The sequence below is a fragment of the Candidatus Phytoplasma tritici genome, from assembly GCF_000495255.1.
Taxonomy (GTDB): domain Bacteria; phylum Bacillota_I; class Bacilli_A; order Acholeplasmatales; family Acholeplasmataceae; genus Phytoplasma; species Phytoplasma tritici.
The window spans coordinates 1-26,945 of record NZ_AVAO01000002.1; the positions used below are offsets into that span (position 1 = coordinate 1).

The following is a 26,945-nucleotide window of genomic DNA, read 5'->3' on the forward strand; positions in this document are numbered from 1 at the left end:
TATTATTTGAAACTAAAAGATTTATCAAAAAAAGTTTAGACACTTTTTTGAATGAAAACAATATTTCTTTAGTTTGAAAAGATATGAAATTATCTATTAATTTTAAAAATTATCTATTAATTTTAAAGTCTTAAAGAATAATTTTAGAGACAAAAGTTGTCTAAAAAAACGCAACAGCGCACATCTTTTCAAATTGCAAATAAAGCCCAATAAAAAGATAATTTTTATTATCTTAAATATAAATAATTTCTTTACAAACAATAATTTTTCTTTTGTTGTTTTTTGAGAAATCAAAATCTTCAATAAGTTCCATAAAATGTCACTTTAAACACAAAATTCCAATATTTTTCAATTTTACACAAAAACCTTCTTCTGCCATTTGAGTATATTTTTCAATTCTTTGAAAATTGAAAAATCTCTAATTTTTTCTTTGGTGCAAAATAAATAATCAAATGATAAATCATGACAATAATACAAATAAAAATCCCATATTTTTAATACTTGTGTTTTATCCTTTTTTTTCATCAGCAAAAAGACCCATCCGAAATATAAAAATCCTTTTGTATATCCCTTTAAAAACCCATATAAATATATTTTCTGATTGTTTGATTTGCATAAAACACCTCTCTTTTAAGATTTTTTTCATTTTTGATATAAATTAAAAGTTCTATAAAAATATTTTGTAAAGGTTTTATCATTAAAAAAGAAAGACGGTAATATATTTATTTTATGCTTCCTTAACAATATATTTTTTATTTATTCAAATGCACTAAAATATCTTTTTGAACTTTTTTATAATCTTGAGGAAGCATCAAAGAAGCATTATTTTTAAAAACTACATTAATTTCTTTTTCATCAAAACGAGGAATTAAATGCACGTGATAATGAAAAACAGTTTGCCCTGCTATTTTGCCATTATTATTTAATAAATTGATTCCCTGAGCTTGAAAAACATCAATTAATACTTTACTTATTTGATGCACCACTTTAAACAAATGGACAAAAACATCTTCGGGAACCATTAAAATATCGCGATATTCTTGTTTAGGCACCACCAAAGTGTGTCCTTTTGTCGCTTGAGTAATATCTAAAAAAGCAACCACTAAATTGTCTTCATAAAGTAGATAACCAGGCAATTGTTTTTTGATAATTTTAGTAAAAATAGTTGACATAAAAACTCCTTTAAATTTATTTTTTGATAAATAAAACTTGTAAGCAAGCACCAATATTATAAATTTATTCCATTTTGCGTACAATATTTTTAAAATTACACTTAGCAATTTGAGGCAAAATCTCTAATCCGTGTTGTTTTACTATCAAATCAATTTGCATATCTACTAATTTGCCTGCTCCTAATTGCAATTTAGAATTAATTTGATTAGAAAGTTTTGCTATTTGTGTTAAAAAAAGATATCTAGCAATAAAGGAAGCCACAGCAACACTAAAATAAGAACTATCAGCCTTGGTTTCAAAAATAATGTTTTTATAAACCTCATTTTGGTCTTTTTGGTCTTGCAAATAATTAAAATAATTTTTAGGAAAACAAAATTGATCTAAAATAACAAGAACATTTGGAGGTGCTTTTAAAACAGTTTGCTTAATTGCTTCGTTATGCATTAAAGCTTTGATTTTATTCAGATTACATTGTTTGATTTTTTGATTGTATTCCAAAGGCATCATTATTTTCGCAGAATAAATAACTTCTTTCATAATTAAAGGAGCTATCTTCATTATTTTTTCATCTGAGGTTTTTTTGGATTCGGTAATAGTTCCTAATTTTTGTAAAAAAGTAATATTTTTAGCAGCCAAATAAACACAACAAACAACAACAGGACCAAAAACGTCTCCTGTACCTACTTCATCAGAACCGATGGATGACAGATAATAAGTTTTTTTTTCGTCAAGTTGCAAAAATGAATTTGTCTCCAAATTGCTTTCAGTTTTTAACGTTGGGGCTTTTTTGACTAACAAATTACTAACTTCTTTTATTTCGCTATTATCGCTAACTGTTTTAATTTGCAACAGTTTTTTAATAAAAGAAAACATAGATAGGGTATTTTTTCCTTGCACTAACAAAGTTCCGTTATTATAAACTGTTATTTTAGCCAAAAATTCGTCTATAATAAAAGCAACCGTTTTATTAGGTGATAATTTTAATTGTTTTTGGTAAAATTTTTTAATTGTTGCTAATTGATTGTTGTTCAATTTTAAACTATAATTTGACATCACTCAACACCTCCTTAATATTTCTTGAATTTTGGCAGTTTTTTGTTGTCTTAGATTTTGAAAAAAAAAGACAAAATTTATTCATCACTTCTTTTATTATATATCACAATAAACTAAAAAAAGATAAAATAATAAGCTAATATTTGCAATTTATATAAAAAAAAAGTTAGAATGTTTTTCAAACATTCTAACTTTTAATTTAAAATTATTTTTGATTAAAATTGCTTTTTGAAGGTCTTACAAATTTGGTTTATTTTTTTTAATTAAATCTTTTATAAATAGCCAATTTAGAAATTTAAAGGGGCAAAAATTGTTTTTTAACTTGAGTGTTTTGATTATGATAAAAGAAATTTTGCAAATGATAAGAGACTTTTTGCAACAAAAATATTATTCTTAATTATTTATGATTTTTAAAAAAGTTTTGTAATACTTTTTCATATTGATTATTTTCTTTATCTTTATAAAAAATAAAATTATTTTCCATTAAGTAATAACGCAGTTTTTTGGGAATAAAAATACGAATTTCTTCTTTGTTGTATCAAATTTGAATTTTTTGATGTTATCAGTGTTGATAGTTTCAAAATATATTTGTTTTTCTTTAAAAATTTTAAAACATCGTGAAATAATATCATCAAAACCATAATCACAATTTTTTAAATTACATCCACAGATCTTGTGGTTGCATTTCACAATTTAACAAAATTTACACTCTTCGTATCTTACCCCATGAGCTTTTAAACATTTTTTAACTTTTTTTACAAGAAAAACAACTAAAACTCGTATAAACAATTACCATAATTATTTATGTAATTCTCCTTTGATAAAATAAATTAATGAACGAATTTTAGCGTAAAAAATGCGATATTCATATTTGAAAAATATTATATTTTTATTTTTAAAATATAATAGTACCATTAAAAAATTTTAAATTATAAATCAATTTGAGTTATAAAATGTAGAAGGTTTTTTATTTTTAGTTAAATAATGGTTTAATTTTAAAGAATATTTATAATCCTAAGGTAAATCCAAAGGCAAAATGTTTTTTAATGCAACACCTGAATATCATAAAAGGAAAATTAAAATACAAATTAAGGCAAGAAAAGGAAAAAGAATAAAACGGTCTTAAAAAATTATTGAAATGGTTACAAAATGTTTAAAAAAAAGACCGTTTTATTTTTAAAAAAGTTATTTATTGTAATTCAATAAAAATTTTAATATCAAAAACGGCGTTAATATAAAAATAGAAATAAATTTGATCCCCCATTTGCAAAAAAGATATCATTGTAAAAAAATCTCAAATAGTTTTTAAAATAATGGAAATAAGTTAAAAAATAATGGAAAATTTGCTATAAACTATTTAAACTGTCAAAATAATAGGAATAATAATTGGATTTCTTAAAGTAATTCCGTATATTTTAGAGGCAAGATAATCAACGATAATTTTGTTTAAATTCTCTTTTTGCACTTGATCTTGTTTAATAGCAGTTTCAATGCTATTTTTAATATCATAAGAAATTTGTTTAATCATTTCTTGATTATCTTTCATATAAATAAATCCACGAGAAATAATTGTTGGTAAATTAAGGACTTTTTTTCTTTTTAAATCAATACTCATAACAACAGAAAATAAGCCTTTTTCACTCAGACTACGGCGTTCTTTTAGGATGGAATTGCCCACATCGTCTATCCCAGAAGCATCGATAAAGACGTTGCCCACGTTCATTTTTTGGGTAATGGCGGCTTTTTCGGGAGCTAAGTTTACCATTTGTCCATTTTCTAAGATAAAAATATTACTTTCTGGAATTCCACATTCTAGGGCTAAATTTTTGTGTGCAATTAGCATACGATGTTCGCCGTGAACCGGAATAAAATATTTGGGCTTAGTAAGCGAAAGCATCAATTTCAGGTCATTTTGGTTGCCGTGTCCTGATACGTGAGTTTGAATTAAAGGTCCGTGAGTGATGACGTTGACATTTTTTTTGAAAAGTAAATCAAAAATTTTATTAATGTTTTCTTGGTTGCCAGGAATAGGAGAAGAAGAAAAAATGATAGTATCTTTGGGGCTTAATTTAATTTGTCTGTGAGTGTTGTTAGCAATTCTGCTTAAAGCTGCTAAGGGCTCTCCTTGTGAACCGGTGCAAAGTAAGATAATATCGCGATATTTGTGAATGTTATTGTTTGTGACAAAGGTGCCTTCAGGAATGTTAAGATAGCCATGTTTTTTGCCAATTTCTAAAGCTTTTTCCATACTACGCCCAAACACTGCAACTTTTCTTTTAGTCTGAATAGCAGATTCTACAATTTGTTTGATGCGGTAAAAATTAGAGGCAAAAGTAACAATAATAATGCGGTTTGCAATATTTACAAAAAGTTCATTAATGGAAGCCCCAATAGTGCTTTCAGATTGGACCAACCCAGATTGCTCGGCATTAGTAGAATCAGAAAGGAGGCATAAAACACCTTCTTGTTTAATCTTGATTAATTTGTCGTATTCAGCTTCTGGACCTACCGGAGTATAATCAATTTTAAAATCCCCAGTATAAAAAATATTGCCGTATTTGGTGTTAAAAACGATACCAAAAGTGTCAGGAATAGAGTGGTTAAGTCTGATGAAAGACACGTTTACTTGATGGCTAAATTCGTATTTAGTATTATGGCTGTATTTTTCTATTTTGGGTAGGGCGCCAATTTCTTTATGCTCTGCTAATTTGTGTTCCAACAAATAATATGCAATCCCTGAGACAAAAATTTTAGGAATATGCACTTTTTTAAGCAAATAAGGAATACCTCCAATATGATCTTCATGTCCGTGAGTAACAAAAAGCCCTACAATACGCGATTCATTTTTCAATAAATAATCATAATCAGGAATGACGTAATTGACTCCTAACAAAAAATCATCTGAAAACAAAATCCCTGAATCTACAATAAAAATTTGCTTGTGAATTTCAAAAATATACATGTTTTTTCCAACTTCGCCAAGACCTCCCAAAGCAAAGAAAGAAACATCAGAATTATAGTTATTAATATTTGGGTTTAAATTATTCATAAAAATTATTCTCCTTTAAATCTCATTAAAATCAATAAAAAACTGTTAAAGTTTATTATTTTAACGATTTATTACTACCTATATTATAGTATAATATAAGCAATAATTATAATTAATTATTGTATAAAATTTATATTTTTAGCAAAAAAGACATTATAAATTATATTCATAAAGAAAATAGGTAATAAAGTTTATGAAAAAACTAATTTTTTTTGATATTGACGGAACTTTAAGAAGTAATAAAAATAAAGCTATTTTGCCTCAGACAAAAGCGTTAATCAAAGAACTTTCGAAAGATCCTAATGTAGTTTTAGGAATCGCTACAGGCAGAAGTTATGCTAGATTAGGAGTTTTAAAAGAATTAAGACCTTTATTTAAATATTTAGTTTTGTGCAATGGTGCTATTACAATGCAAGCACAAAAAACACAAGAAGAAAAAGTCCTTAATGGGGTTTATTTCGACAAAAAAGATGTTATGCAAGTAAAAAAAACAGCTGCTAAAAATGGAGTTGCTTTAACTCTTTTTACTTTGGAACAAATTTTTGCAATAGATTTACAAAACAATCAAACATTCAAAAATATTAGCAGTTTTAAAGGGGAACAAAAACTAGTTCTAAATGATTCTTTTTTTGAGCAACAAAAAGTTTATCAAATGGTATTATTACACGAAAAAGAAAATGATAAAGAAAGGATAAAACAATTTTTAAAAGATATGCCCCAATTAAAAGCTTACTTTTGGGATAGTGGCTTTGTTGATATAATGTATCAAAAAATAGACAAATCATACGGCATTAAGCAAATTAAGTCTCTTTATCCTGATCATCAATTAATTTGTATGGGAGACGGTCCCAACGACTTTGAAATGCTTAAATTAGCTGATGTGGCAATTACTATGGGAAATACCAAAATAGAAGATTTAAAAAATATTGCTAATTTTGTAAGTCCTCATATAGATGAAGACCTCATGTATGATTTTTTTAAAACTAAAAAAATAATTTAATAGTTCAAAAGAGAAAGTTGTAACAATTTGTTGCAGCTTTTTTTTGTGTTAAATATAAACTAAAAAGTTAAACCGCTTATCTAAATTAGATAAGCGGTTTAACTTTTTAGTTTATAGTTTTATTTTATATTTATTATGAGTAATAATAAATGGAGCGGGCGATGGGAATCGAACCCACGTCTTTAGCTTGGAAGGCTAAGGTAATAGCCATTATACGACGCCCGCCTAGAAGTTATATTAAGGAATGGTCGGGAAGGCAGGATTTGAACCCGCGACCTCCTGGTCCCAAACCAGGCGCTATACCAAGCTAAGCTACTTCCCGTTAATTACATTTATGATATTTTAATGGCGCACCCAAGAGGATTTGAACCCCTAGCCTTCTGATCCGTAGTCAGATGCTCTATCCAATTGAGCTATGGGTGCTTTTTATCAAATTGGTGACCCGTACGGGATTTGAACCCGTGAATGCATGCGTGAAAGGCATGTGAGTTAACCGTTTCTCCAACGGGCCTAATATTTTTTATTTATACCTTTATAACTTAGAATAAATCATAAAAGTATAAATAAAAAAATAATTTCTTCTTAAAGTGGCATCAAAATAAAATAAGTTATTAAAAAGTTTTTTTAATTTTAACCAATAATTATTATACCAACATTTAGACAAAAAGTCAAATAATAAAATTGTTTTATAATAAATATTTGGAAAATATGTATTATTAAGATATTTTGGTGTGGAAATGCAGTCGTAAAGGAAATCAAAAAATAAATTTTGCAAAAATTAAGGAGTAAGAATTAATATTTATACTATTTTTCAATTTTGCAAAAACTATAATAATGGCAAGTATATTATTTTTGAAATTTAGGTTTTCTAATAATTCCTACTCCAATAGCGCTGTCTCCTACATGACATCCAACAACAGGAGTTAAAGGGATTTGTACTAAATTTTTTAAGCCTAATTGGGTTTCTAAAACTTTTTGAAACTCATTTTTTAATTCAGGGTGCCCTGTAAAAATTAAATGGATTTGATAATCATGATTTTGGGTGTATTCTTTGATTTTAGAAGCTATAGCTAAAAGTGCTTTGTGTGAACTTAAAGTCTTTTTAATTAAAACAATTTTACCATCTTGTTGAACTTGTAAAATGGGATTTATTCTCAAAAGACGACCCAAAAGACTTTTTACTCCCACTAAACGTCCATTTTTGATTAATTGTGTGAGCTTTTTGGTCATAAAAAAAATGGTATTGTTTTCTTTAATAAAATCTAAATGCTGGACAACTTGTTCTAAGTATTTGCCTTCTGCAAATAAACGATAAGCTTCTAGGGCAAAAAAACCTTCACAAAAACAGACAGTTTTAGTATCATAACAGTGTACCTTAATTTTATCTGATACCATTTTTCCTGCTTGAATAATAGCATTATAAGTGCCACTTAAAGCAGAAGATAGCGTAGTTACAAAAACTTTTTGATAACCTTGTAAAGCTAATTTTTTAAAATAAACTACCATTTCGCCCACTGATACTTGCGAAGTTTTAGGCATAAAATCAGGGTTGTTTTTAAACATTTGATAAAATTGATCGTATTTCATGGTTTTACCATCAATATATTCTTGATCATCGATTAAAATTTTGATTCTAAGAATGTCAATATCACAAGAATGCGAGTAATAATCAAGACAACTAGTAGAAGTGGTTGCAACTTTTATTTTCACATTAATTCTCCTTTAATTTACTTTAGGGATGCTAATTATTTGCCATATAAAGGTTTTTAGGAATTAAAAATATTTGGAATATAATTAAAATATCAAAAGAAATTAGTATTGAAAGTAGGTGTTAGTTGGTTGTAATAAGAGCAAAAAATAAAAGGAAAGTGGCACAACAATAAAATTAAATTTTTTTATATTGAATTATTATTTTATTTTTGACAACTTTCTTATTATTTCGTATCGCATTTATTTGTATTTATATTTATTATTAATTTTATTCACTTTTAACACTAATAAAAATAGGAATAACAATAGGTCTTTTTTTAGTTTCTTTGAATAAAAATTTAACTAACGATTCTCTAATATTTTTTTTGAAATCATTCCATTTAAGATACTTTTTTTTCAAAAAAATTTCACTTTTTTCATCAAAAATAGCCTTTAACTTAGGAAAAATATGACTAGTTTCGGAATCTGCTAAAAAGCCTTTACTTACTAATTGTGGTTCTCCTACTATTTTTTTATGTTTAGCATTAACATTGGCAACAACAATTATAACTCCATCCGCTGCTAAAAGTTCACGGTCTTTCATAATAAAATCTTGCCCATCAATAACGGGAGTGCCATCAATTAAAATTTCTGTAAGAACGCCAGTATTAGATTCGACAAAAGCATCTTTTTGTGAGTCGCAATGCCAAATACTACCATTTTCTAACAAGAAAGTTTGGTTGAGTTTGAATCCTAAACTTTGAGCAATTTTTTGCACTTGATATTGATGACGATATTCACCCATAACAGGAATAATGTATTGAGGTTTTAAAAAATTAAGCATCAATTTAAGGGTTTTTTCATAATCATTGGAACAAGCGTCTAAATCTTTGACCAAAACATGGGCTTGAATATTGTGGCGTGACAAAAGATCTAGGGTTTGAGATTGCATTTTGGCAATTCCTGCCATTTCTTTGGACATTAACAACACTAAATCTTGGGGCGTTAAATGAATTAAATTATCTGTTTTTTGACACATTTTTTGCAAATGAAACAAAGATTCAAAATGCTTACCTAGCACAAATACAACTAATTTTGGATGTTTTTTGGAGTCTTCTAGTGTTTTTAATTCCACTAAATTGAAGTAAGGCACTTTTAAAAAACCTTTTTTCAAAGCAACATCAATAATTTTTTCACTTTTTCTACCTAAAAAAGTTATTTTAAAATTAAGTCTACATGCCAAATCCACTACAGATTGAATTTTTAACAAATCAGGCATCAAAGAAGGAATAACAATAATTCCTTCGGATTTCAGCAAGTGATTGCTAAAATAGTTATTCAATTTTTGCTCAAAACTTGATGCATCGTTATTATGCGAAGATGTGCTAAAAGCCCCATAGCAAGAAGGCAAAAAGGCAAGCACTTTGGATTGTGCTAATTGAGCTAATCTTGTAAAATTGGTTTGAAAAAATTTATTTTTAGAATGCAATAATTTCAGGTCGCCAGAGTAAACGATGCTACCTCTTTTAGTTTGAAAAAATATCCCCAATGTTTCAGGAATCAACTGCGATGTAGCAAAAAAGGCCACTGACACATCATCAAAAATAAGTCTTTCATCACTTTTAACGATTTGTAGATTAAAATTGCAATAATTAACTTTATGACTTTGAAAATGCGCTTTTAGGACTTGCATAGTAAAATAAGAAGCATAAACAGGGATATCAAAATCTTTCATCAAGTAAGGCAAGGCACCCAAATTGGTTTCAAAAGACGAAGATAAAAAAACGCCTTTAATCTTATCTTTGATATCTTGTAATTTGTAATAATCAGCAATCATAGAATCGATGCCATAAAGAGAGGTATTGGGATATTTTAGTCCAGCATCAATTAAAAAATAAGATTCATTAATTTGCAAGACGTAAAAGTTTTTTCCACTTTCGCCCAGTCCTCCTAAAGCAAAAAATTTAATGTCATTCATTTGGAACCTCCAGTTTATAATTTGGAAATTATTCATAATTAAAGATGAAAATAATTTCTTGAAATGTTTTGAAAATTAAAAAATTAAAAAATAAAAATTGGGATTGAATTGGGATCGCAAATCCAGAATCGAGCATTGAAAAATATATTTAGGTTTCAAGTTTGGTAATTATTGGAATTGTTGAATTATTTAGTAAATATTTTTTCGTTTTGTCAATTTAAATGTTTTTGTAAAAGCCAAATTTGTATATGATAATTCCGAATTTATCTAATTTATCAATAAATAAACTTGCAAAATGCCCAAAATAAAAATAAAACAGCAATTGCAATGCAATTAAAATCAATAAAAACTCGCAACAAATGCACGAAAACTTTTTTTGGAAAACTTGCTCGTATTTTATTGTAGTAAAAATATTATTTATTAGGTTAAAAGTGTTTTATAAGAGTCAAAATAAAATTTTGAATAATTAAATATTAGCCAGAAGGAAAAAATAAAAAAGAAATATAATAAAAAAATAGGTGGATTATTAATGATTTTGGGCAATTTGATAATAATTTTAAATCATTAATAAAAAAATATTTTTTCAGTTTTCTTTGGTTTTTTCAAATATTGCATTTTTATTGGATATTAAAATCTCCAAAAGCAATTTTTTATTGATAAATATTTTTAATAATTTTCAAAATCATAAATAATTGAAAAAATAATTGGCTTTAGGGTAAAACAGTTTTTTTGAATTATTTATGATTTTTAAACTTGGATTATAATTTTTTTCCAAAGAAATTGATTTTGAGACGGGTTATAAAAAATAAATTTCTTGCAAATATATAGTTTTAAATTTAGTTTCAATTTTAAATCTAGATTATAACTTTTTTATAAGTTAATTTTAATATTATTGTTAGTATTAATTTTGGTTTTTTAAAATAAGCCGAATTATTACTTTTGATTTAAAAATTTAAGCAACCAATCAAAATACTAAATATTATCTAATATACCTATATTATACTAAAAAAATAATTTTTAAAAACGCATTTTTGCCTCAAAGTTGACAAAAGAAATTATTTATGTAGTAAAATCCTCAATAAAGCGCGTAATTACTATTTTATTATTTGTTACAATTTTTGCTAAAATAATGAAAGACCCACTAAAAGCGGGTCTATTTTTTAGAAATTGGCAAAAATCTTAAATTTTATAATGATAAGGATAATTGTTTTGCAATTTTTAATTTTAGTATCATTAATATTATATTTGATTTATATTATTTTATCATTATTTAAAAATTTAAGCACTAATAACAGGTCTAAAAAGGTTTAATTTTTTTTCTAAAATTTAACCAAAGTGTTATTACACTGAATTAAATCCAAATGAATTATGGAAAGAAGAACAAAAGGAGTTATGACATTAGCAGTAATTCCCATATTTCAGTTAGCAATCCAGTCCAATTCAACAAACCCAACAAAAGCAAAAAAGGTACAATCTTTAATATTGGTAATAAATTGAGTTATGATAAAAGGAACTGATTTTTTAATGATTATGGAAAAATAATGTTGTAAAAATTTTGTTTTTGTGTCATTACCAAAGAAAAAGCATCCTCAATTTGTCCTTTATCAACAAATTGCTGCTTTAACAATATGAATTCCTCTAGAAAGAAAATTAACATTTAAAAAATTTTGTTGAGGGATAAATCTTTTTTAAAAGTTGTTAAAATACATTCACTAGAACCAAAAAACTATAAATATTTTGGTTATAATCACCAAAACAATAATAAAATATTAGTTTTATTTAGTAAAAATTCTTTTATATTTAAATAATAAAAATAATTTAAATCTTGAAATTCATCAATAAAAATAGAACGATTATAAACAAAACCAATATTTTTTTAAACAAATTCAATAAAATAACTAGTTTTAATTAATAAACCATCAAAAGTTATTAAATTTAAAGAATTTAATTTATCATAATACAAGTCTAATAACATTTCAAAAAAAATTTATAACAATTTTATTTTTGAAAAGTTAAACGTATTAATTTATTTAAATATTGTAAAAGTTTGTTAAATGAATATTTTTCAATTCATCATCAGTATAAAAAGGATTAGTTTTTTTAATGATAAAAATAATTTATCATAAATAATATTTTTGGTATTATGAGTAGCCACCAAAATTAAATGATTATCTTTTTCTTTTTTTATTAATTTCTCAATTAAAACATTATTTTTACCAACACCAACTCAACCATGTATAATATTACATAAAAGAATCATCATAATTAATAATATCTTTTTGTTCTTTTGATAAATTAAATAACATTTTGTTGTTCTCCTTTATAATATTAAAAAAACCTAAATCCCCAAAATGGGACTTTATAGAAGGGGTATATAATAGTTAATCTTAATATCCATCGGCTGACCGCCTAGTTCTATATGATCGTCTTTTAATATGAATATAATATGATTAATGATTTACAACTTCTTTAACAGTTCCATCTGGGTTATAATAATTTGTTTTAAGTTTTTTACCTTTTTGAGGGTCGTAAATAGTATATTTATTTAATATTATTAAAAGAAGAAACATATTTATTCAAATTATTATTGGATTTCAAAATATTTTTAATAGCATATTCGGTTTCTAATTCATCTATAATTTTAAAACTACAATCATATTTATTATTTAATAAATCAATATTCTTTTTTAAAATACTATTGCTTAATCCATGAAAAGTCATAATTTTAATATCTGTATAAAAACGTTTCTTAATTTCATTAACCGTACTTTTACTAAAAAATAAAATTAAAATATCATCCAAAGAAATTTCCAATTTATCAATTGAAATATTTAACACGCTTAATTAAAACTGTGGTATTTCCGGTGCCTGCGCCAGCAACAACATTTAAAGAACCTTTATTATATTTAATTACTTTTAATTGTTCTTGACTTAATTTTTTTATACTTTAATGAGTGTTTTTCAAAAAACACTCATTATTTAATCCATGTAATTTTAGTTGAATCAAGAACAATAACGCCAAAATTATATAAAACAAAAATAAATATACAATTAAGGTCAATAAGTGTTAAAACTTGTCTTAAAGTCATTTTATTATAATCCTTTCTTTTATATTATGCTAATTACTTAGCTAAACTCCAATAACCTTTTGAAGCAAAATAAATAATAAAAGGAATAACAATACCTAAGGTAGGTAAAACCAAATATTGCAAAAAACTGCCTAAAGTTAATTTATTTCTTCTAAAAGATTTTTTAATGGAATAATAACTTATGTAATTTCTCGTCATTTAATCTCCTTTTTTGTTTTTTTATAAATGGGGGGGCACTTTATTCAATTATCACCTATTCTTTTCAAAAATAAAATACTTTAAATCTTTGTCTATTTCATTATTTTAACGTACTATTACATCATCGACTACAAAAAATATCTGCTTTATTATTTCTAATAAATTCCAAATTAGGTCCAATATCATCTGAAAAAGTTTTTTTGATAATATCTCTATTGTTTGATATTTTTTTAATATAACCTTTACCTAAAATCTGTATCAGGTAGCACTAGCAGTAACAGCTATAAAAGTAAATGATTTGTCTTTGCCTTCATTTTTGGCAGGTTTTATATAACTTGTCTAAGTGAGCAAATAAATCTGTATCTTTGACTCTTGCATTGTGTGCAAAAAGAACAGATTCAAAATCTTTATTGTTCTTCCCCTTCTTACTATAAATCCATTCATAGGAATGTTGTATAAAATACTAAAATCAACTTTGGTTTTTCTAGCCTAAGTAATATCAAAACATAAAGCAATTATATCGGCTTTTCCTGTTTCAATATCAATAATAATACTACAAAAGTATTAATTGTTAATTATAATTATTTGCTTTGTTGTTTGGCGATTTATTTCAATAACAAAATTTCAAACCCAATTAAACACTCATCTCCCAAAGTAAGATGGCTATCTTAATCCAAAGGCATCATAAGATTGCACACAAACAGGACCCATTCCTACAAAAATACCTCTTTTAAGAGCATTAAGATTGAAGTTTTTCTTATCAAAACTTTAATATGTAACAAAAATAAAAAAAGCTATCAAAAAATAATTAAAATACCGAAATACCTTATTTTTAATTAAATATTACTTTACTTTCGAAAAAAAGATTTTACCTTATTTAAAAATTAATACAAATATCACTAATATCGCTAATCATAAGTCAAGTTAATTATCTCCTTTTATACAGTTTTAATATATGTTTTTTTATATTTTGATATATCTTTATATTTTTAAAATATATAATCATTTTAAATAACTATTAATAATTTTCTTTTTACTATATTGCTATGTTGGTTTTCTTTTTTTGTGTTTCTTGGTTGGGGTATTTCTTTATAGATAAAAATAACACAATAACAACAAATAAATGGCTTTATAAATGATTTTTAAAATAAAACTAAAATAAGTAAAATGAAAAATTGGACAAATAAATAAAAAAGTAAGTTAGGGCAAAATATAAAAAATAATTAAAAATCTAATAAATTAAAAATAAAACAGTTGCAAATATAAAAAAAAGATTGTGAAATGGAATAATTTTAAATGAATAAATATTTAGCTTTCCCAAAATAAAAAAATTCAAATAATGAAAATCGACATTAAAATAAAATAAATAAATAAAATAAATTGATATTATAAATTAATGTTATAAAAATAGCCAATTAATAAATGACTTTTTAGTTTTGTTCAAATAGCATCATAATTATAAATAATTACTTACTAAACAAATTAATTTAATTTTATCTAATAATTAATTTATAAGACTTTATAATCGGATAATTAATCATTGATAAAAAGATTTTGAATTTAAAATGTTTTTGCGCAATTTATTGTTCCCTAAAGTTTTTTATATATCATAAATCGATTGTTGTTGGGGAGGGTGTTGTCATAATTATGATAAATGTATCAAAAAAGATAAATATTTTTGAAATTGTTTTTAAAATAAATGATTATTGTTTTTTCTACAAATCATGAAAGTATTTATTACTGGATACTATACAATAATTTTTGTATTTTTGCAAATATTAATTAATTTTTAAGTTTTAAGGAGTATGAAAAAATAAAAAGTAAATAAAATAAAAAAAACCCATCAATTAAGAAGGGTTTATTGGGGTATTAAATTGTAAAAAGTATATAAAAGATTTGTTTTTTTGTAATGTAATTATTGATTATTCACTAGGGGAAGTTGGTTTCAGAGGCGGAGGAATTAGTGTTTCTTAAGGTCTTTGTCTAAATTTATTATCTTCTAATTTTATTTTGTATTCTTTTTTATTAGTTGATGTCGTTCCTTTTTGAACTTCAACAGTTGAAATTGTTGTTGTATAAAAATATTGACTTTCTTCAGACACAAAATCATCTTTTCCTAAATTTTGTGTAACAAGTTTTTCACTTAAATGTTTCCATTCTTGATTAGGAGTTTTGTTATCTTTATCATTTGGATTAGCTTTATATTTTTCAATAATTTCTTTAGCTGCATTATAACTAGCTTGAATAATTGCATTAATTTCTTTAGTTTGAGAATTATCATCAAAACTAAAATCCATACTTTCCGAACCTAATGACATTCCAAACTCTTTTACCATTTTAGTAACAATATCACGCACCTTTTTCAAATCATCACAACAACCAACACTAACACTAGTTTCAAACACTTCTTCAGCTGCACGTCCTGCCAAAGTTGTAATAATTTGTTTTAATAAATCTTGTTTAGTTAATAATTGATTGGCTTGTTCATCTTCATTACTAGCAAACAAAAAGATAGTATATCCCCCTGCTTGTCCTCTTGGTTTAGCAGTTACGCGATGCACATCAAACCCTAGAGCATGAGCTACTATAGCGTGTCCTAATTCATGATTAATAACTCTTTTTTTATCTGATTGAGAGGTACTTTGTTTTAATTCAGGACCCATTAAAATTAAATCCATAGCATCATAAATATGTAAAAGTGTAATTTTGTTTAGGGAATTAGTATCTTTGGAGGCTATCTTTTTAGATTCTTTCACTAAAGAATTAATATCTGAAGGAGTAAAGTGGGATCCGTGCAGAATTTTTGCCACTTGTTTTAATTCATCTTTTGAAGGATAATTTGTTTCTTTAATATTTTCGTATTTCATAAAAGCTGTAAGTAAGGTTTGGGTTGTTTTTAAATCTGGAGTGCCTAAATAAATTTGCTTCCCTAAACGCCCTTCTCTAATTAAGGCATCATCTAAAAAATCTTTACGATTAGTTGCTCCAATAACAATAGCTTGCGGAGTTTTTTCATCTGAATCTACTCCATCAAGTTGAGTTAATAAAGCATTAAGAGTGCCTGAATGTTCTTGAGCATTTTTTTCTTTACTTCTTTCAGTTCCAATAGCATCAATTTCATCAATAAAGATAAAATAATAACTCTGTCCACGTTGTTTGGCGGTTTCTTGAGCTACTTTAAATAAACCTCTTACACGAGCTGCTCCGACTCCTACATATTTTTCGACAAAATCAGAGCCAGTAGTAACAAAAAAAGGAGCTTTGTCTTTAACAGAACCCGCTAAACATTTAGCTAAATAAGTTTTTCCTGTTCCTGGAGGACCGTACAATAAAACTCCTCTTGGTAAATCTTTACGAGGCAAAAGGTTCATTTCATTTACATTATCATTTACTGCTTGAATATATTCTTTTAGCTCGTCTTTGACTTCATCATATCCAAAAAAGCTATCAATATTAAGATTGCTTTTGGGTTTGTATTCTTTTTCTCGCGCCCACATAGTATCTTCTTTGGTGCCTTTTCCCATAGAATTAACAAAATTTTCAACTCCATTAATTAAAACAAACAGAAAGAAAATAACAATAATATTTACAATAATAGTGCTTACATTAGTAGCAATTGCCAAATAATTTTTAGGTTTTTTAGGCGAGATTGGATAATTTGGCGAATTTTTCGGTTGATTATCTGTTTCAGGATATTCAAATCTTTGAGGTTCCCATTTCATAACATACCTTCCTTTATATTTTTTATATATTAATTAGTTAGTTTGAGATTGGATTCATTTTTTTATTAAATTAATTTGAAATGATAAAAAAATATTTTTCAACTATAAAATTTTTAATGAAAATAAACAAATTGGCAAATACCAAAAATAAGCATATTTACAAGCATTTATCCAACAATTTTTAATTATTTTAATCAATATTTGCAAAAAATTATTTTACTATAATTTTCTTAACACATTTATTTTAACAAAATTTAGAGATATTATAACAATATCAGCAAAAAAAGCACTTTTTATGATTGCAATTTATTAATTTTATGATAAGCTAAAATTAGCAATAAATAAATTTGAAATATTAAGAGATTTTGGTCCTTTTTGATTGTTTATTGTTGCAATTTTAATTACTACTTTTTTTATTTTGTTATAAATTGATTATTTTGCTTTATAATTATTTTATTGACTAATTTATTATATTTATGTTTATTAAATATTTTTCTTATATATTTAATAATTAAACAACAATTTACAACTTAAACTTATAAATTATAAACTTAATTACAATTATAATAGTTAACTTTATTTCTCCAAAAAAGATAGGTATAAAACCATGAAAACATTAATTATTTTAAAAGATTTAACCAAAGTATTTGACAATCAATTAATTTTAAGAGGCATCAATTTAGAAATTAAACAAAATGAATTTGTCACTTTATTAGGTCCTTCAGGTTGTGGAAAAACTACTATTTTACGTATTTTAGGCGGTTTTGAAAACCCTAGTAGCGGAGAGGTTTTATTTCAAGGAAAAAGCATTTTAAATGTAGCTGCTCATAAAAGACCAATTAATACTGTTTTCCAAAAATACGCTTTATTCCCTCATTTAAATGTCTTTGAAAATGTAGCTTTTGGCTTACGTTTAAAAGATTTTAACTCCAAGATTAAAGCTAATTTAGCTCTTAATGAAACTCATTATCAAACTAGCAAAGCCAATTTATCAAAAACTTTTAACCAAGAATTAACCAAAGATTTAACGCAAGAAAAAACTACCCAAATTACACATAACTTTAACAATCAAATTAAAACTTTAACCAAAGATTTTGAAGCAAAACAAACTGCTCTTAAATGCAAAAAAATAAACAAAAAAGAACAAGAAGAACAAATCCAAAAAGAAGTATTAAAATACCTTAAAATTATGGGTTTACAAGGACTTGAAAAAAGAACCATTGAACAATTATCAGGCGGCCAACAACAACGAGTTGCAATTGCAAGAGCTTTAATTAACAAACCCCAAGTTTTATTACTTGATGAGCCTTTATCTAATCTAGATTTAAAATTAAAACAAGAAATGCAATACGAACTTAAAGAAATCCAAAAAAACTCAGGAATTACTTTTTTATTTGTCACTCACGACCAAGAAGAAGCATTCACTATGAGTGATAAAGTAGTTGTCATGAATCACGGCGAAATTCAACAAATAGGAAGTCCTGAAGATATTTACAACGAACCTGCTAACCGTTTTGTAGCTCAATTTGTAGGAGAATCAAACTTAATTAAAGGAGTGATGAAAGATGATTTTTTAGTTCATTTTGACAATCAAACTTTTAATTGTGTAGATAAGGGTTTCTGTAAAGAAGAAAATGTAGATATCGTTATTCGTCCCGAAGACATTGATATTGTTTCCCAAGGGAAAGGATTAATTACAGGTATAGTACAATCTATTATTTTTAAAGGCGTTTACTGGGAAATTGATGTTAAAACTGCCCAAAGAACCTACACTATTCATACTACTGACCATGTTGAATTAAACAAACAAGTAGATATCACTTTTAATCCCGAAGACGTTCATGTAATGGAGATTTGGTAATGAAAAAAACATATACTTGCAAGGACAATCAAAAACTATACAGACTATTAATTTCACCTTATTATATTATTTTATTGGGATTAATTATTTTACCTATGGGCTTTATTTTATTTGATTCTTTTCAAGATACTAACCAACAAACCGCATTTTTTGCAACCCGTTTTACTTTGAAACACCATCAAGAATTTTTATCCAATCAATCATTTTTATACGTCCTTGCTAGATCAATTGCAATTTCTATTATTGTTACTTTTTGTGTCTTTATCATTGTATATCCTCTAGCCTATATGATTTCTCGACTCAAAATGAAATGGCAAAGCTTTCTTGTCATTATCATCAATGGCACTATGTGGATTAATATGATTATCAAAACCCAAGCATTAGTCCAAATATTTCACTTATTACAAAAAACTTTTAATATCAATTTTTTAGAAACTGATTTTGCTATGATTGTAGGACTTATTTATTTATTTTTACCGTTCATGTTTTTACCTATCTACACTGCAATTATCAAAATAAATCCCCAACTTATTCAAGCCTCCAAAGATCTGGGAGCAAATGAATGGCAAGTATTGCAAAAAATTATTTGGCCTTTATCACTTTCAGGAGTGCTTGCAGGAATTTGTCTTGTTTTTTTACAAACAGCAACTAATATTGTAGCTCCACGTTATTTAGGAGCAACTACCAAAATTACTATTGTTGAATTAATCGAAAACAAAGCTTTATTAAGTGGTGAAATAAAACAAGCTTGTGCAATTGCTATTCATCTTTCTTTAACAATTTTTTTAATTTTTCAAATGTTTAAAAAATTAAGTTTAGGAGAAAGCAAAGATGTCAATTAAATTATCTGGGACTAAATCCCCAAAAACTGCTTCTACCAAAATCCAAACAAATCCCAAAAAAACTATTACTAAGACTTTATATATAATTTTAGTTTTAAGTTTTATTTATATTCCTATTTTATCTTTAATTATTTTTTCTTTTAACAAAAGCGAAGGCAGAATTGCATCTTTAGTTAATTGGCAAGGTTTTAGCTTTCAATGGTATTATAAACTTTGGACTGACCAAACAGTTAAAACTGCTATCAAAATAACTTTATACATTGCTTGCCTAACTACTTTAATTTCTACTTTTTTAGGTACTTTTTCAGCTATTAGCCTTGCTCAAAGTCTTAACAAAAAATGGAGTAACATCGTTCTTAATGTAAGTAATTTTTCTATTGTTATTCCTGAAATTATTACTGCTTTAGCATTATTTGTTGTCTTTGGTTTTGTGGGTTTGGAATCTGGTTTTTGGAAAATGTTTTTAGCCCACATATCTTTTTGCACTCCTTTTGTAGTTATTACTGTCTATCCTAAAGTAATAAATCTTGACCCTTATTCTTTAGAAGCAGCCTATGATTTAGGAGCAACCCCACTCAAAGCTTTAACCAAAGTAATATTGCCACAACTTAAAGGAGCTATGCTTTTAGGAGCTACCCTTGCCTTTAGTCTTTCTTTTGATGACTTTATGATTTCTTATTTTGTAGGTGGTTCTGAATGCCAAAATATTTCTGCTTATATCTACAGCCTCAAAGGAACTATCAACCCAACTATAAATGCTTTATCTACTATTTTAATTATTATTGCTAGTTCTAAAATTATCATGAATTTCATCAAATACAACAACCAAAGGAAAAACACCAAAATAGAAACAGAGGCAAACAAAAATGAAAATGAAAGTGCAAATAAAGCTATAACAATAACCAAAACCACAACAACAAACACAAACATCAATGAAAACGAATTTGATACCAAATGAAAAAGACAATTAAAACTGTAGCAACAATATTACTTTTAATTTTCACAACAACTTTTATTATTATTATTTTTAATCTTAGAACCAAAAATAAATTACTTTATCAACACCAAGAAGAACAAACATTAACATTATTTAATTGGGGCGAATACTTAGAACCTAGCATCATTGAAAAGTTTGAAAAAGAAACTCACATCAAAGTTAAACAAGTTCTTTTTTCTTCTAACGAACTTGCAGTTACTAAAATTAAAAGTAAAAATAAATATGATCTAGCTATTTTAAGTGAATATGCAATCGATCAATTAAGACAAAGTGAAATGTTAGAAACAATAGAGTATGACAAATTAATAAAAGATGACAAACATTATTATAAATTAAACGAAAAGCTCAAAACAAAACTCCTTTATGAATTTGATTTTAACGATTATGCCGTTCCTTATTTTTGGGGTAAAGTAGTTATTCTTTATAATAAAAACAAAATGACTGAAACCCAAATTAATGAACTCAAAGATAAAGGATTTAAATATTTAAAAGACAGCAATTTAAAAGTATCTTTATGCAATAACGCTCGCGACGGTTTAATGGTGGGTCTAAAAGCTACTGAAGGCAAAATTGCAAAACCTTCCAAAAATGAATTAGATAAAGCCAAAAAATGGCTATTGGAACTCAAAGAACAAAAACCTAACTTAGCTTTTATCAACGATCAATTAATGGACCGCATGAAAAATAAAAATAACGAATACTATGATATAGTTATTGCTTACTCAGGGGATGCTAATTTTTTAAAAGAACAAAATAATAATCTAGATTATTTTTCTCCTACAGAAGGAACCAATGTTTGGGTTGATGCTTTGTTAATTCCTAAAGGAAGCAAAAAAGACCTAGCTTATAAGTTTATCAATTTTTTAAGACAAAAAGAAAATTACGAAAATAATTTAGCTTTTACTAAATATAATTCTCCTTATGAAGGATTAGAACATTTTCAAGGAATTGCCAAAATACAAATCGAAAATAATGATGAAGTTTACAAATACAACCAAACCACCCAAAAAACCATCAATACTTATTGGAACGACATTATTGCTTTTCCCAGCAAAAAAGATTATTGGCTATTTATCTTAAGTTTTTTAATTTTTTTAGCTATTTTTATAATATATTTACATCACAAATTCAAAAATAAATTAAGTTTAGACCAACTAAAACTTTAATATGATTTGTTCCAAACCCAAATATTAATAAATTAATATTAAAAAAACCAACTTTTAAGTTGGTTTTTCTTTATAAATGAAACAATTAAGAACTAATTTAGTATTTCAATTAATTATTTTTTTCATTTTTTTATATAAAGATAAATTGCAATAAAAAAATAGCCAGTAGCAAAAAAAATAATATATAGGCAAATATTTTTATATTGTAAATGTATGGGGTGTATCATTTGAGTTTGAGATTTTAAATCATTCAAATCAACTACTTTATTATTTGTTTGGGACAAATAAACTTTATTTTTTTTGGGTTTTTATCCACTAAAACATTTATAAGAGGCAATATTGGTTCTATATTACTACTATTTAACCCAAGTATAACGATGTTGCCAATCAATTAATTTATTATTTTTGGTACTTGTTTCTAAATAATGTCTTTCGGATGCTTGTCTACTTTTTATATCATAAGTTGCATTCCAAGTATCATAATGTGTCCAATCAATCAATTTATTATTTTCGGCACTTCCTTGCAAATAATTTCTTTGTGCTATTTGATTCCTGTTGGCATCATAAGAAGTGTCAGCATTTTGACAATCAACTAATTTCATTATCTGGGTTACTTTCTTCTAAATATTTTCTTTTTTCTATAACTTTTTTATTAACTAAATTTTCTAATGGATTATTTTCCCAAACTAGGATTATATTTGCTAATAATATAATAAAAAAAATAGTATCAATAACCACAAGCACACCTTAGAGAATAAAAAATGATTGGGTTGTTCTAAATAATTATTCAATTTGTAAAAAACTCTTTTCTAATATGGCGATTCTTAAATAATTCCAACTTTAAAAAATTACTATTATTTAATTTTAATTATAATAATTTCTCTTTTTTTATAATTGTAATAGTATAAATACTATGTAAAATTATTATATCGTAAAATAAGTCAAAATATACTTAATTTTTATTAATATTTCTTTGTTATAATAAATTATATATATTCATTATTTTATTGTGTCATAAAACCTAAAATTGATAAACAAACTTCTTTTAAGTCTTGAACTTCAATTTGATTGTGTTTGTTTCTACACATATTATTAAAAAGTGTTTAAATAGTGCGATTAGAACACTTCATAATGTCATTTTCAATTGCATCATTAATAATTTTGGGTGAAATTAATTTAATGAATCATAGGAAATTGGGTTTTTGCTTAAATCTTTAACTAAAAATTTCATAAAGTTTTTGGGTGGTTATTTTTCGAGGGTTTTAATTCAATTTTGTATGTGAAACGAGATAAAGTAGCAGGGTAAATACGGTTCCTATGTAGTTAGTTGAAACAATAATGAAAATAGGTTTAGTTGGATCATTTTTTCGCTTGTGGCTCCACCGCATTATTGGGTGGTGTCGTGAGGGGGCGTCATCAAAAAGTTGAAGTACCATTTTGCTAAATTTTCACCTACGTATTTACAAGAAAAATCAGCACCAGTATATTTTTTATTTAAATCAAATTTATTTAAAGTAAAACCAACTCCACTATATAAAGTGAGTCATCCTAATTCAGGGTGGTTGGTTGGGAACATTTGATTTAGTGATTTTTGATCTTGGAACAAAGCGTTGGGGTTTTTCATCACACCTTCATAGGTAGGATGATGGTTTGGTCTATGTTGTTTTCAGTATTTTTGTTGTTGGTGGGGGTTATTATTAAAAATGAATTTGGTTTAAAAGCTAAAAATAAAACAAGTAAAAAGAGAGCAACTGCAACAACATAATTTGCAAGACTTGTTTTTTGTTTAATGTGAATAATATGTGTGGTTCGTTCGTTTTTTGAGAATTAAAAGTTTCTTTCATAAGAGGTCTACCTCCTCACTTTCGTTTTATTTTATTATTTTTAAAAGTTAGTTGATTGCCAATAAATCAAACAGTTATATTGTTATATCAAATTTATAAATCACTATTTTTATAACTTGCCTAAAATTTTATAAATGAATTAATTTTTATTTTAATGATTTGATTATTACAAATAAAACTTTTTTAAAATTAATAATTATTTGATTATCTCTATTATATCCTTTTTAAAAAAAATAACAAATAATAAATAACAACAATAAACTAAATTAATTCTATCCAATAATCTCATAATTTTACCTATAAGCCATAAAAAACTCATTTATTGCTTCCTTAACTTCTTTGTTTTATAAGAGAAAAATTAAAATATGTTATAATTAAAATAGGTTTTTATTTACTTTAAATAAAAAATCTTTCTTAATCATACTAAATTACGAAAAAAATATTCCATTTCTTATTATCTAATTATATTAAAGAAATTTTTTCGAAGAAAGGCAACCAAGATGAAAAAAGATAAAGTTATTAAATTTATTGACGGACAGTTATTTAAAAACATGATTACTAACGGAGCTATCAATTTAAAAAATAACTACCAAACCATTGATAATTTAAATGTTTTTCCCGTACCAGATAGAGATACAGGAACTAATATGAAAATTACTATGATGTCAGGTGTTAAAGAAATTAGCAATTTAGAAGCTCGTTCCATAGTAAAAGTATCCCAAGTTTTATCAAAAGCATTATTAATGGGTGCCAAGGGCAATTCAGGAGTTATTTTATCACAATTTTTTGCAGGAATGGCACAAACTTACCAAACACTTAATAAAGAAACTATCAATATTAATGATTTTATCCATTCACTTGAAGGAGGCTACCAAAAAGCTTACCAAGCTATTATAGAACCTCAAGAAGGCACTATTTTAACTGTTTTTCGTGAAGCTGTTAAACAAACTCTCAAATCTAAATACCAATTTAGTACTATTGAAGATGTTTTATCTAATTTCTTACAAAACGCCCAAAAAACCCTTTCCCAAACAACTGAATTATTAGAAGTCTTAAAACAAGCAGGAGTAGTTGATAGTGGAGGAGCTGGATTTGTTGAAATCCTTAAAGGAATGTTATTATTTTTACAAAACCAAAAACTACTTCAAGTAAACCAAAATACCCAAACACACAACACACCTGATAAAATACAAAAATTGAAACGAGTTAATATTAAATATACTTATTGCACTGAATATATTTTTCAAATCAAAAAATCCCAAGAAAAAAACCTTGATATGAAACAACTTCAACAAACTTTATTAAAAATAGGAGATTCTTTGGTTTTGGTTAAAGACCAAGAAATTCTAAAAATACATATCCATACCAACAAACCAGAACAAGTTTTAGAAAAACTCTTAACTTATGGCACATTAAAGATAAAAAAAATTGACAACATGAAAGAACAACACCAATCAATTTTAGATCAAAAACATGACACATTTACTCTACAACAAGAACCTACCCCAGACCAAAAGCAATCTTCAAACTTACCTAACTCAAATAAAGGTCAAAAATATTTTTTTATTGCATTTGTAAATGATACCAAAAGCCAAAAAGTCTTTGCTGACCTTAAAGTGAATCACATTATAAAACAATCCACTTTTAACCCCACTACTTTTGAAAAACTTCTCCAAACAAACACCGCCCAAAACATTATTATCCTACCTAATGACACATCTCTTTTAGAAAAACTTACACAATTAAAACAATTACAAAACAACAATCAAGAAATTGTCCTTTTAAAAACTAAAAACATCGCTCAAGGGTACAGTGCTCTTTTAGCTTTTGATAAATCATTGGATTTAGCACAAAACAAAACTATCATGGAAGAAACTATCAAAAAAATCCAAATAGGAAAAATTATCTATGCTGATAAAAAAGATACTAAAAATGTATCCAATCAAACTATTTTAGAAAAAGAATATTTATCCGTTTGGGAAGAAAAAATAATAGCTACTAATAAAGATAAATATCAAGCATTGAAAACATTACTCCAAAAAATGATTAAACCTCATCAAACTTTTTTAACTATTTTTTATAATCCTTCATGTAATGATGAAAAAGAATTAGAAAAAATAGAAACTTTCTTAGAAACTAATTACAACCACATTGAATTAGAAACCTTAGAAAGCCAAAATAAAAACATTCCTTACATTGTTTCATTAGAATAACAAAAATGATTTATAAGATCATTTTTAAAGCGGATATGACGGAATGGTAGACGTGCATGCTTGAGGGGCATGTAAGAAATATCTTGTGTGAGTTCAAATCTCACTATCCGCACCATTAATTTATTTTAATTAAAATCATTATATTATAATATTATATTAAAACCCCCCTTTTATAAAAGGGGGGTTTTAATATAATATTATAATAAATTTGTTCAATTTTGTTTGGGTATAAACATTTCATGGTTTTTATTGCCTTCAAGATATTCATTAATATATTTTTTTGTGTATCGGTTATGATAGGAAAAACAATAATTTTTTAAATTAATTAGTATTAGAGTAATATTTTATTTTAGATGAGTTGTTTTATTATTGTAGAAATTAATTTATCCTCTTTGTTGTAATTATTTTCACAATAATTGCCAATATAATAATATGTTGTAATAGATTTGATTTTTTGTTTTTCTGTATCATAATATTCTTTTATTTTGGTAATATCATATCTTTTAGGAAGGGTTTGTTTGGAGAAGTTTTTCAAAAGTAGTGGGGTTAAAAGTGGATTGTTTTATAATGTGATTCACTTTAAGGTCAGCAAAGACTTTTTGGCTTTTGGTATCATTTAAAAATGCAATAAAAAAATATTTTTGACCTTTATTTGAGTTAGGTAAGTTTGAAGATTGCTTTTGGTCTGGGGTAGGTTCTTGTTGTAGAGTAAATGTGTCATGTTTTTGATCTAAAATTGATTGGTGTTGTTCTTTCATGTTGTCAATTTTTTTTACCTTTAATGTGCCATAAGTTAAGAGTTTTTCTAAAACTTGTTCTGGTTTTGTTGGTATGGATATGTATTTTTAGAATTTCTTGGTCTTTAACCAAAACCAAAGAATCTCCTATTTTTAATAAAGTTTGTCTAAGTTGTTTCATATCAAGGTTTTTTTCTTGGGATTTTTTGATTTGAAAAATATATTCAGTGCAATAAGTATATTTAATATTAACTCGTTTCAATGTTTTTATTTTTCAGGTGTGTTGTTGTGTTTTTGGTTATTTAAAAATGCATAAAACAGACCTAATTTAAGC

General features: G+C 25.8%; 18 protein-coding genes and 5 tRNA genes. 7 read left to right on the forward strand and 16 right to left on the reverse strand.

Annotated elements, in window-relative coordinates; genetic code table 11:
* Nucleotides 1-752 precede the first annotated feature (752 nt).
* From N747_RS0100925 to N747_RS0100940, 3 genes are all read right to left on the reverse strand, one after another.
* Nucleotides 753-1,172: an HIT family protein gene (locus tag N747_RS0100925; RefSeq protein WP_024563426.1), complete on the reverse strand. Its 420-nt coding sequence runs from the start codon at nucleotides 1,170-1,172 to the stop codon at nucleotides 753-755.
* A 64-nt stretch (nucleotides 1,173-1,236) separates the two neighbouring features.
* Nucleotides 1,237-2,226, reverse strand: coding sequence for a ribonuclease HIII (gene rnhC, locus N747_RS0100930; protein WP_029783869.1), 990 nt, complete (start codon nucleotides 2,224-2,226; stop codon nucleotides 1,237-1,239).
* Between the two features lie 1,357 nt (nucleotides 2,227-3,583).
* Entirely contained in the window at nucleotides 3,584-5,275 is a 1,692-nt protein-coding gene (locus N747_RS0100940; RefSeq protein WP_024563428.1) for a ribonuclease J, read from the reverse strand.
* 193 nt (nucleotides 5,276-5,468) lie between these two features.
* On the opposite strand from N747_RS0100940, the gene N747_RS0100945 reads away from it, so the two are divergent.
* Complete coding sequence (locus N747_RS0100945) at nucleotides 5,469-6,275, forward strand: HAD-IIB family hydrolase (RefSeq protein ID WP_024563429.1); 807 nt, start codon at nucleotides 5,469-5,471, stop codon at nucleotides 6,273-6,275.
* Between the two features lie 150 nt (nucleotides 6,276-6,425).
* Here N747_RS0100945 and N747_RS0100950 read toward each other — a convergent pair.
* The 10 genes from N747_RS0100950 to N747_RS03355 form a co-directional block, all read right to left on the reverse strand.
* Nucleotides 6,426-6,500: transfer RNA gene (locus N747_RS0100950), tRNA-Gly, on the reverse strand.
* A gap of 20 nt (nucleotides 6,501-6,520) precedes the next feature.
* A tRNA-Pro gene (locus tag N747_RS0100955) sits at nucleotides 6,521-6,597 on the reverse strand.
* Between the two features lie 24 nt (nucleotides 6,598-6,621).
* Nucleotides 6,622-6,698 (reverse strand) — tRNA-Arg (locus N747_RS0100960).
* A 12-nt stretch (nucleotides 6,699-6,710) separates the two neighbouring features.
* Nucleotides 6,711-6,786, reverse strand: a tRNA-Glu gene (locus N747_RS0100965).
* A 335-nt stretch (nucleotides 6,787-7,121) separates the two neighbouring features.
* The gene (locus tag N747_RS0100970) at nucleotides 7,122-7,985 is read right to left on the reverse strand and encodes a DegV family protein (RefSeq protein WP_024563430.1); all 864 of its coding nucleotides are present in this window, start codon (nucleotides 7,983-7,985) and stop codon (nucleotides 7,122-7,124) included.
* Nucleotides 7,986-8,253: 268 nt separating this feature from the next.
* Nucleotides 8,254-9,942 (reverse strand): ribonuclease J, encoded by a 1,689-nt coding sequence (locus tag N747_RS0100975; protein ID WP_024563431.1) that lies wholly within the window; start codon nucleotides 9,940-9,942, stop codon nucleotides 8,254-8,256.
* A 2,541-nt stretch (nucleotides 9,943-12,483) separates the two neighbouring features.
* Complete coding sequence (locus N747_RS0100990; protein WP_024563432.1) at nucleotides 12,484-12,780, reverse strand: UvrD-helicase domain-containing protein; 297 nt, start codon at nucleotides 12,778-12,780, stop codon at nucleotides 12,484-12,486.
* Nucleotides 12,761-12,886 (reverse strand): UvrD-helicase domain-containing protein, encoded by a 126-nt coding sequence (locus tag N747_RS04260; protein WP_420885270.1) that lies wholly within the window; start codon nucleotides 12,884-12,886, stop codon nucleotides 12,761-12,763. Before N747_RS04260 ends, N747_RS0100990 begins: the two co-directional genes overlap by 20 nt.
* Before the next feature lie 178 nt (nucleotides 12,887-13,064).
* A complete protein-coding gene (locus tag N747_RS04005; RefSeq protein WP_240992287.1) occupies nucleotides 13,065-13,229 on the reverse strand; it encodes a hypothetical protein in 165 nt (54 codons plus the stop codon).
* Between the two features lie 1,970 nt (nucleotides 13,230-15,199).
* Entirely contained in the window at nucleotides 15,200-16,951 is a 1,752-nt protein-coding gene (locus tag N747_RS03355) for an AAA family ATPase (RefSeq protein WP_024563433.1), read from the reverse strand.
* A 607-nt stretch (nucleotides 16,952-17,558) separates the two neighbouring features.
* Here N747_RS03355 and N747_RS0101010 point away from each other — a divergent pair.
* Genes N747_RS0101010 through N747_RS0101025 form a run of 4 tightly spaced genes read left to right on the forward strand, consistent with a single transcriptional unit; the run spans nucleotide 17,559 to nucleotide 21,817 of the window.
* The gene (locus tag N747_RS0101010; RefSeq protein ID WP_024563434.1) at nucleotides 17,559-18,812 is read left to right on the forward strand and encodes an ABC transporter ATP-binding protein; all 1,254 of its coding nucleotides are present in this window, start codon (nucleotides 17,559-17,561) and stop codon (nucleotides 18,810-18,812) included.
* On the forward strand, nucleotides 18,806-19,654 hold the full coding sequence (locus N747_RS0101015) for an ABC transporter permease (RefSeq protein WP_024563435.1): 849 nt from the start codon (nucleotides 18,806-18,808) through the stop codon (nucleotides 19,652-19,654). The genes N747_RS0101010 and N747_RS0101015 overlap by 7 nt, the downstream gene beginning before the upstream one ends.
* Entirely contained in the window at nucleotides 19,644-20,612 is a 969-nt protein-coding gene (locus N747_RS03360; RefSeq protein WP_029783871.1) for an ABC transporter permease, read from the forward strand. Before N747_RS0101015 ends, N747_RS03360 begins: the two co-directional genes overlap by 11 nt.
* Nucleotides 20,609-21,817 (forward strand): ABC transporter substrate-binding protein, encoded by a 1,209-nt coding sequence (locus tag N747_RS0101025; protein WP_024563437.1) that lies wholly within the window; start codon nucleotides 20,609-20,611, stop codon nucleotides 21,815-21,817. The genes N747_RS03360 and N747_RS0101025 overlap by 4 nt, the downstream gene beginning before the upstream one ends.
* Before the next feature lie 356 nt (nucleotides 21,818-22,173).
* Here the strand turns inward: N747_RS0101025 and N747_RS0101035 are convergent, their stop codons facing one another.
* A complete protein-coding gene (locus N747_RS0101035; RefSeq protein ID WP_024563438.1) occupies nucleotides 22,174-22,419 on the reverse strand; it encodes a hypothetical protein in 246 nt (81 codons plus the stop codon).
* 1,742 nt (nucleotides 22,420-24,161) lie between these two features.
* Between N747_RS0101035 and N747_RS0101060 the strand changes: the two genes are divergently transcribed.
* The gene (locus N747_RS0101060; protein WP_024563439.1) at nucleotides 24,162-25,874 is read left to right on the forward strand and encodes a DAK2 domain-containing protein; all 1,713 of its coding nucleotides are present in this window, start codon (nucleotides 24,162-24,164) and stop codon (nucleotides 25,872-25,874) included.
* Between the two features lie 29 nt (nucleotides 25,875-25,903).
* A tRNA-Leu gene (locus N747_RS0101065) sits at nucleotides 25,904-25,989 on the forward strand.
* Between the two features lie 388 nt (nucleotides 25,990-26,377).
* Here the strand turns inward: N747_RS0101065 and N747_RS04010 are convergent.
* Nucleotides 26,378-26,713 carry a hypothetical protein gene (locus N747_RS04010; RefSeq protein ID WP_320408507.1) on the reverse strand — a complete coding sequence of 112 codons (336 nt, stop codon included), beginning with the start codon at nucleotides 26,711-26,713 and terminating at the stop codon, nucleotides 26,378-26,380.
* Nucleotides 26,637-26,873 (reverse strand): hypothetical protein, encoded by a 237-nt coding sequence (locus N747_RS04015; protein ID WP_024563441.1) that lies wholly within the window; start codon nucleotides 26,871-26,873, stop codon nucleotides 26,637-26,639. Before N747_RS04015 ends, N747_RS04010 begins: the two co-directional genes overlap by 77 nt.
* Nucleotides 26,874-26,945: the final 72 nt, after the last annotated feature.

Bases quoted from the DNA above. Each gene is read 5' to 3' on its own strand.
- N747_RS0100925 (WP_024563426.1), bottom strand. From the start codon at position 1,172: ATGTCAACTATTTTTACTAAAATTATCAAAAAACAATTGCCTGGTTAT.
- rnhC (WP_029783869.1), bottom strand. From the start codon at position 2,226: ATGTCAAATTATAGTTTAAAATTGAACAACAATCAATTAGCAACAATT.
- N747_RS0100940 (WP_024563428.1), bottom strand. From the start codon at position 5,275: ATGAATAATTTAAACCCAAATATTAATAACTATAATTCTGATGTTTCT.
- N747_RS0100945 (WP_024563429.1), top strand. From the start codon at position 5,469: ATGAAAAAACTAATTTTTTTTGATATTGACGGAACTTTAAGAAGTAAT.
- N747_RS0100975 (WP_024563431.1), bottom strand. From the start codon at position 9,942: ATGAATGACATTAAATTTTTTGCTTTAGGAGGACTGGGCGAAAGTGGA.
- N747_RS04005 (WP_240992287.1), bottom strand. From the start codon at position 13,229: ATGACGAGAAATTACATAAGTTATTATTCCATTAAAAAATCTTTTAGA.
- N747_RS03355 (WP_024563433.1), bottom strand. From the start codon at position 16,951: ATGAAATGGGAACCTCAAAGATTTGAATATCCTGAAACAGATAATCAA.
- N747_RS0101010 (WP_024563434.1), top strand. From the start codon at position 17,559: ATGAAAACATTAATTATTTTAAAAGATTTAACCAAAGTATTTGACAAT.
- N747_RS03360 (WP_029783871.1), top strand. From the start codon at position 19,644: ATGTCAATTAAATTATCTGGGACTAAATCCCCAAAAACTGCTTCTACC.
- N747_RS0101025 (WP_024563437.1), top strand. From the start codon at position 20,609: ATGAAAAAGACAATTAAAACTGTAGCAACAATATTACTTTTAATTTTC.
- N747_RS0101035 (WP_024563438.1), bottom strand. From the start codon at position 22,419: ATGAAATTAGTTGATTGTCAAAATGCTGACACTTCTTATGATGCCAAC.
- N747_RS0101060 (WP_024563439.1), top strand. From the start codon at position 24,162: ATGAAAAAAGATAAAGTTATTAAATTTATTGACGGACAGTTATTTAAA.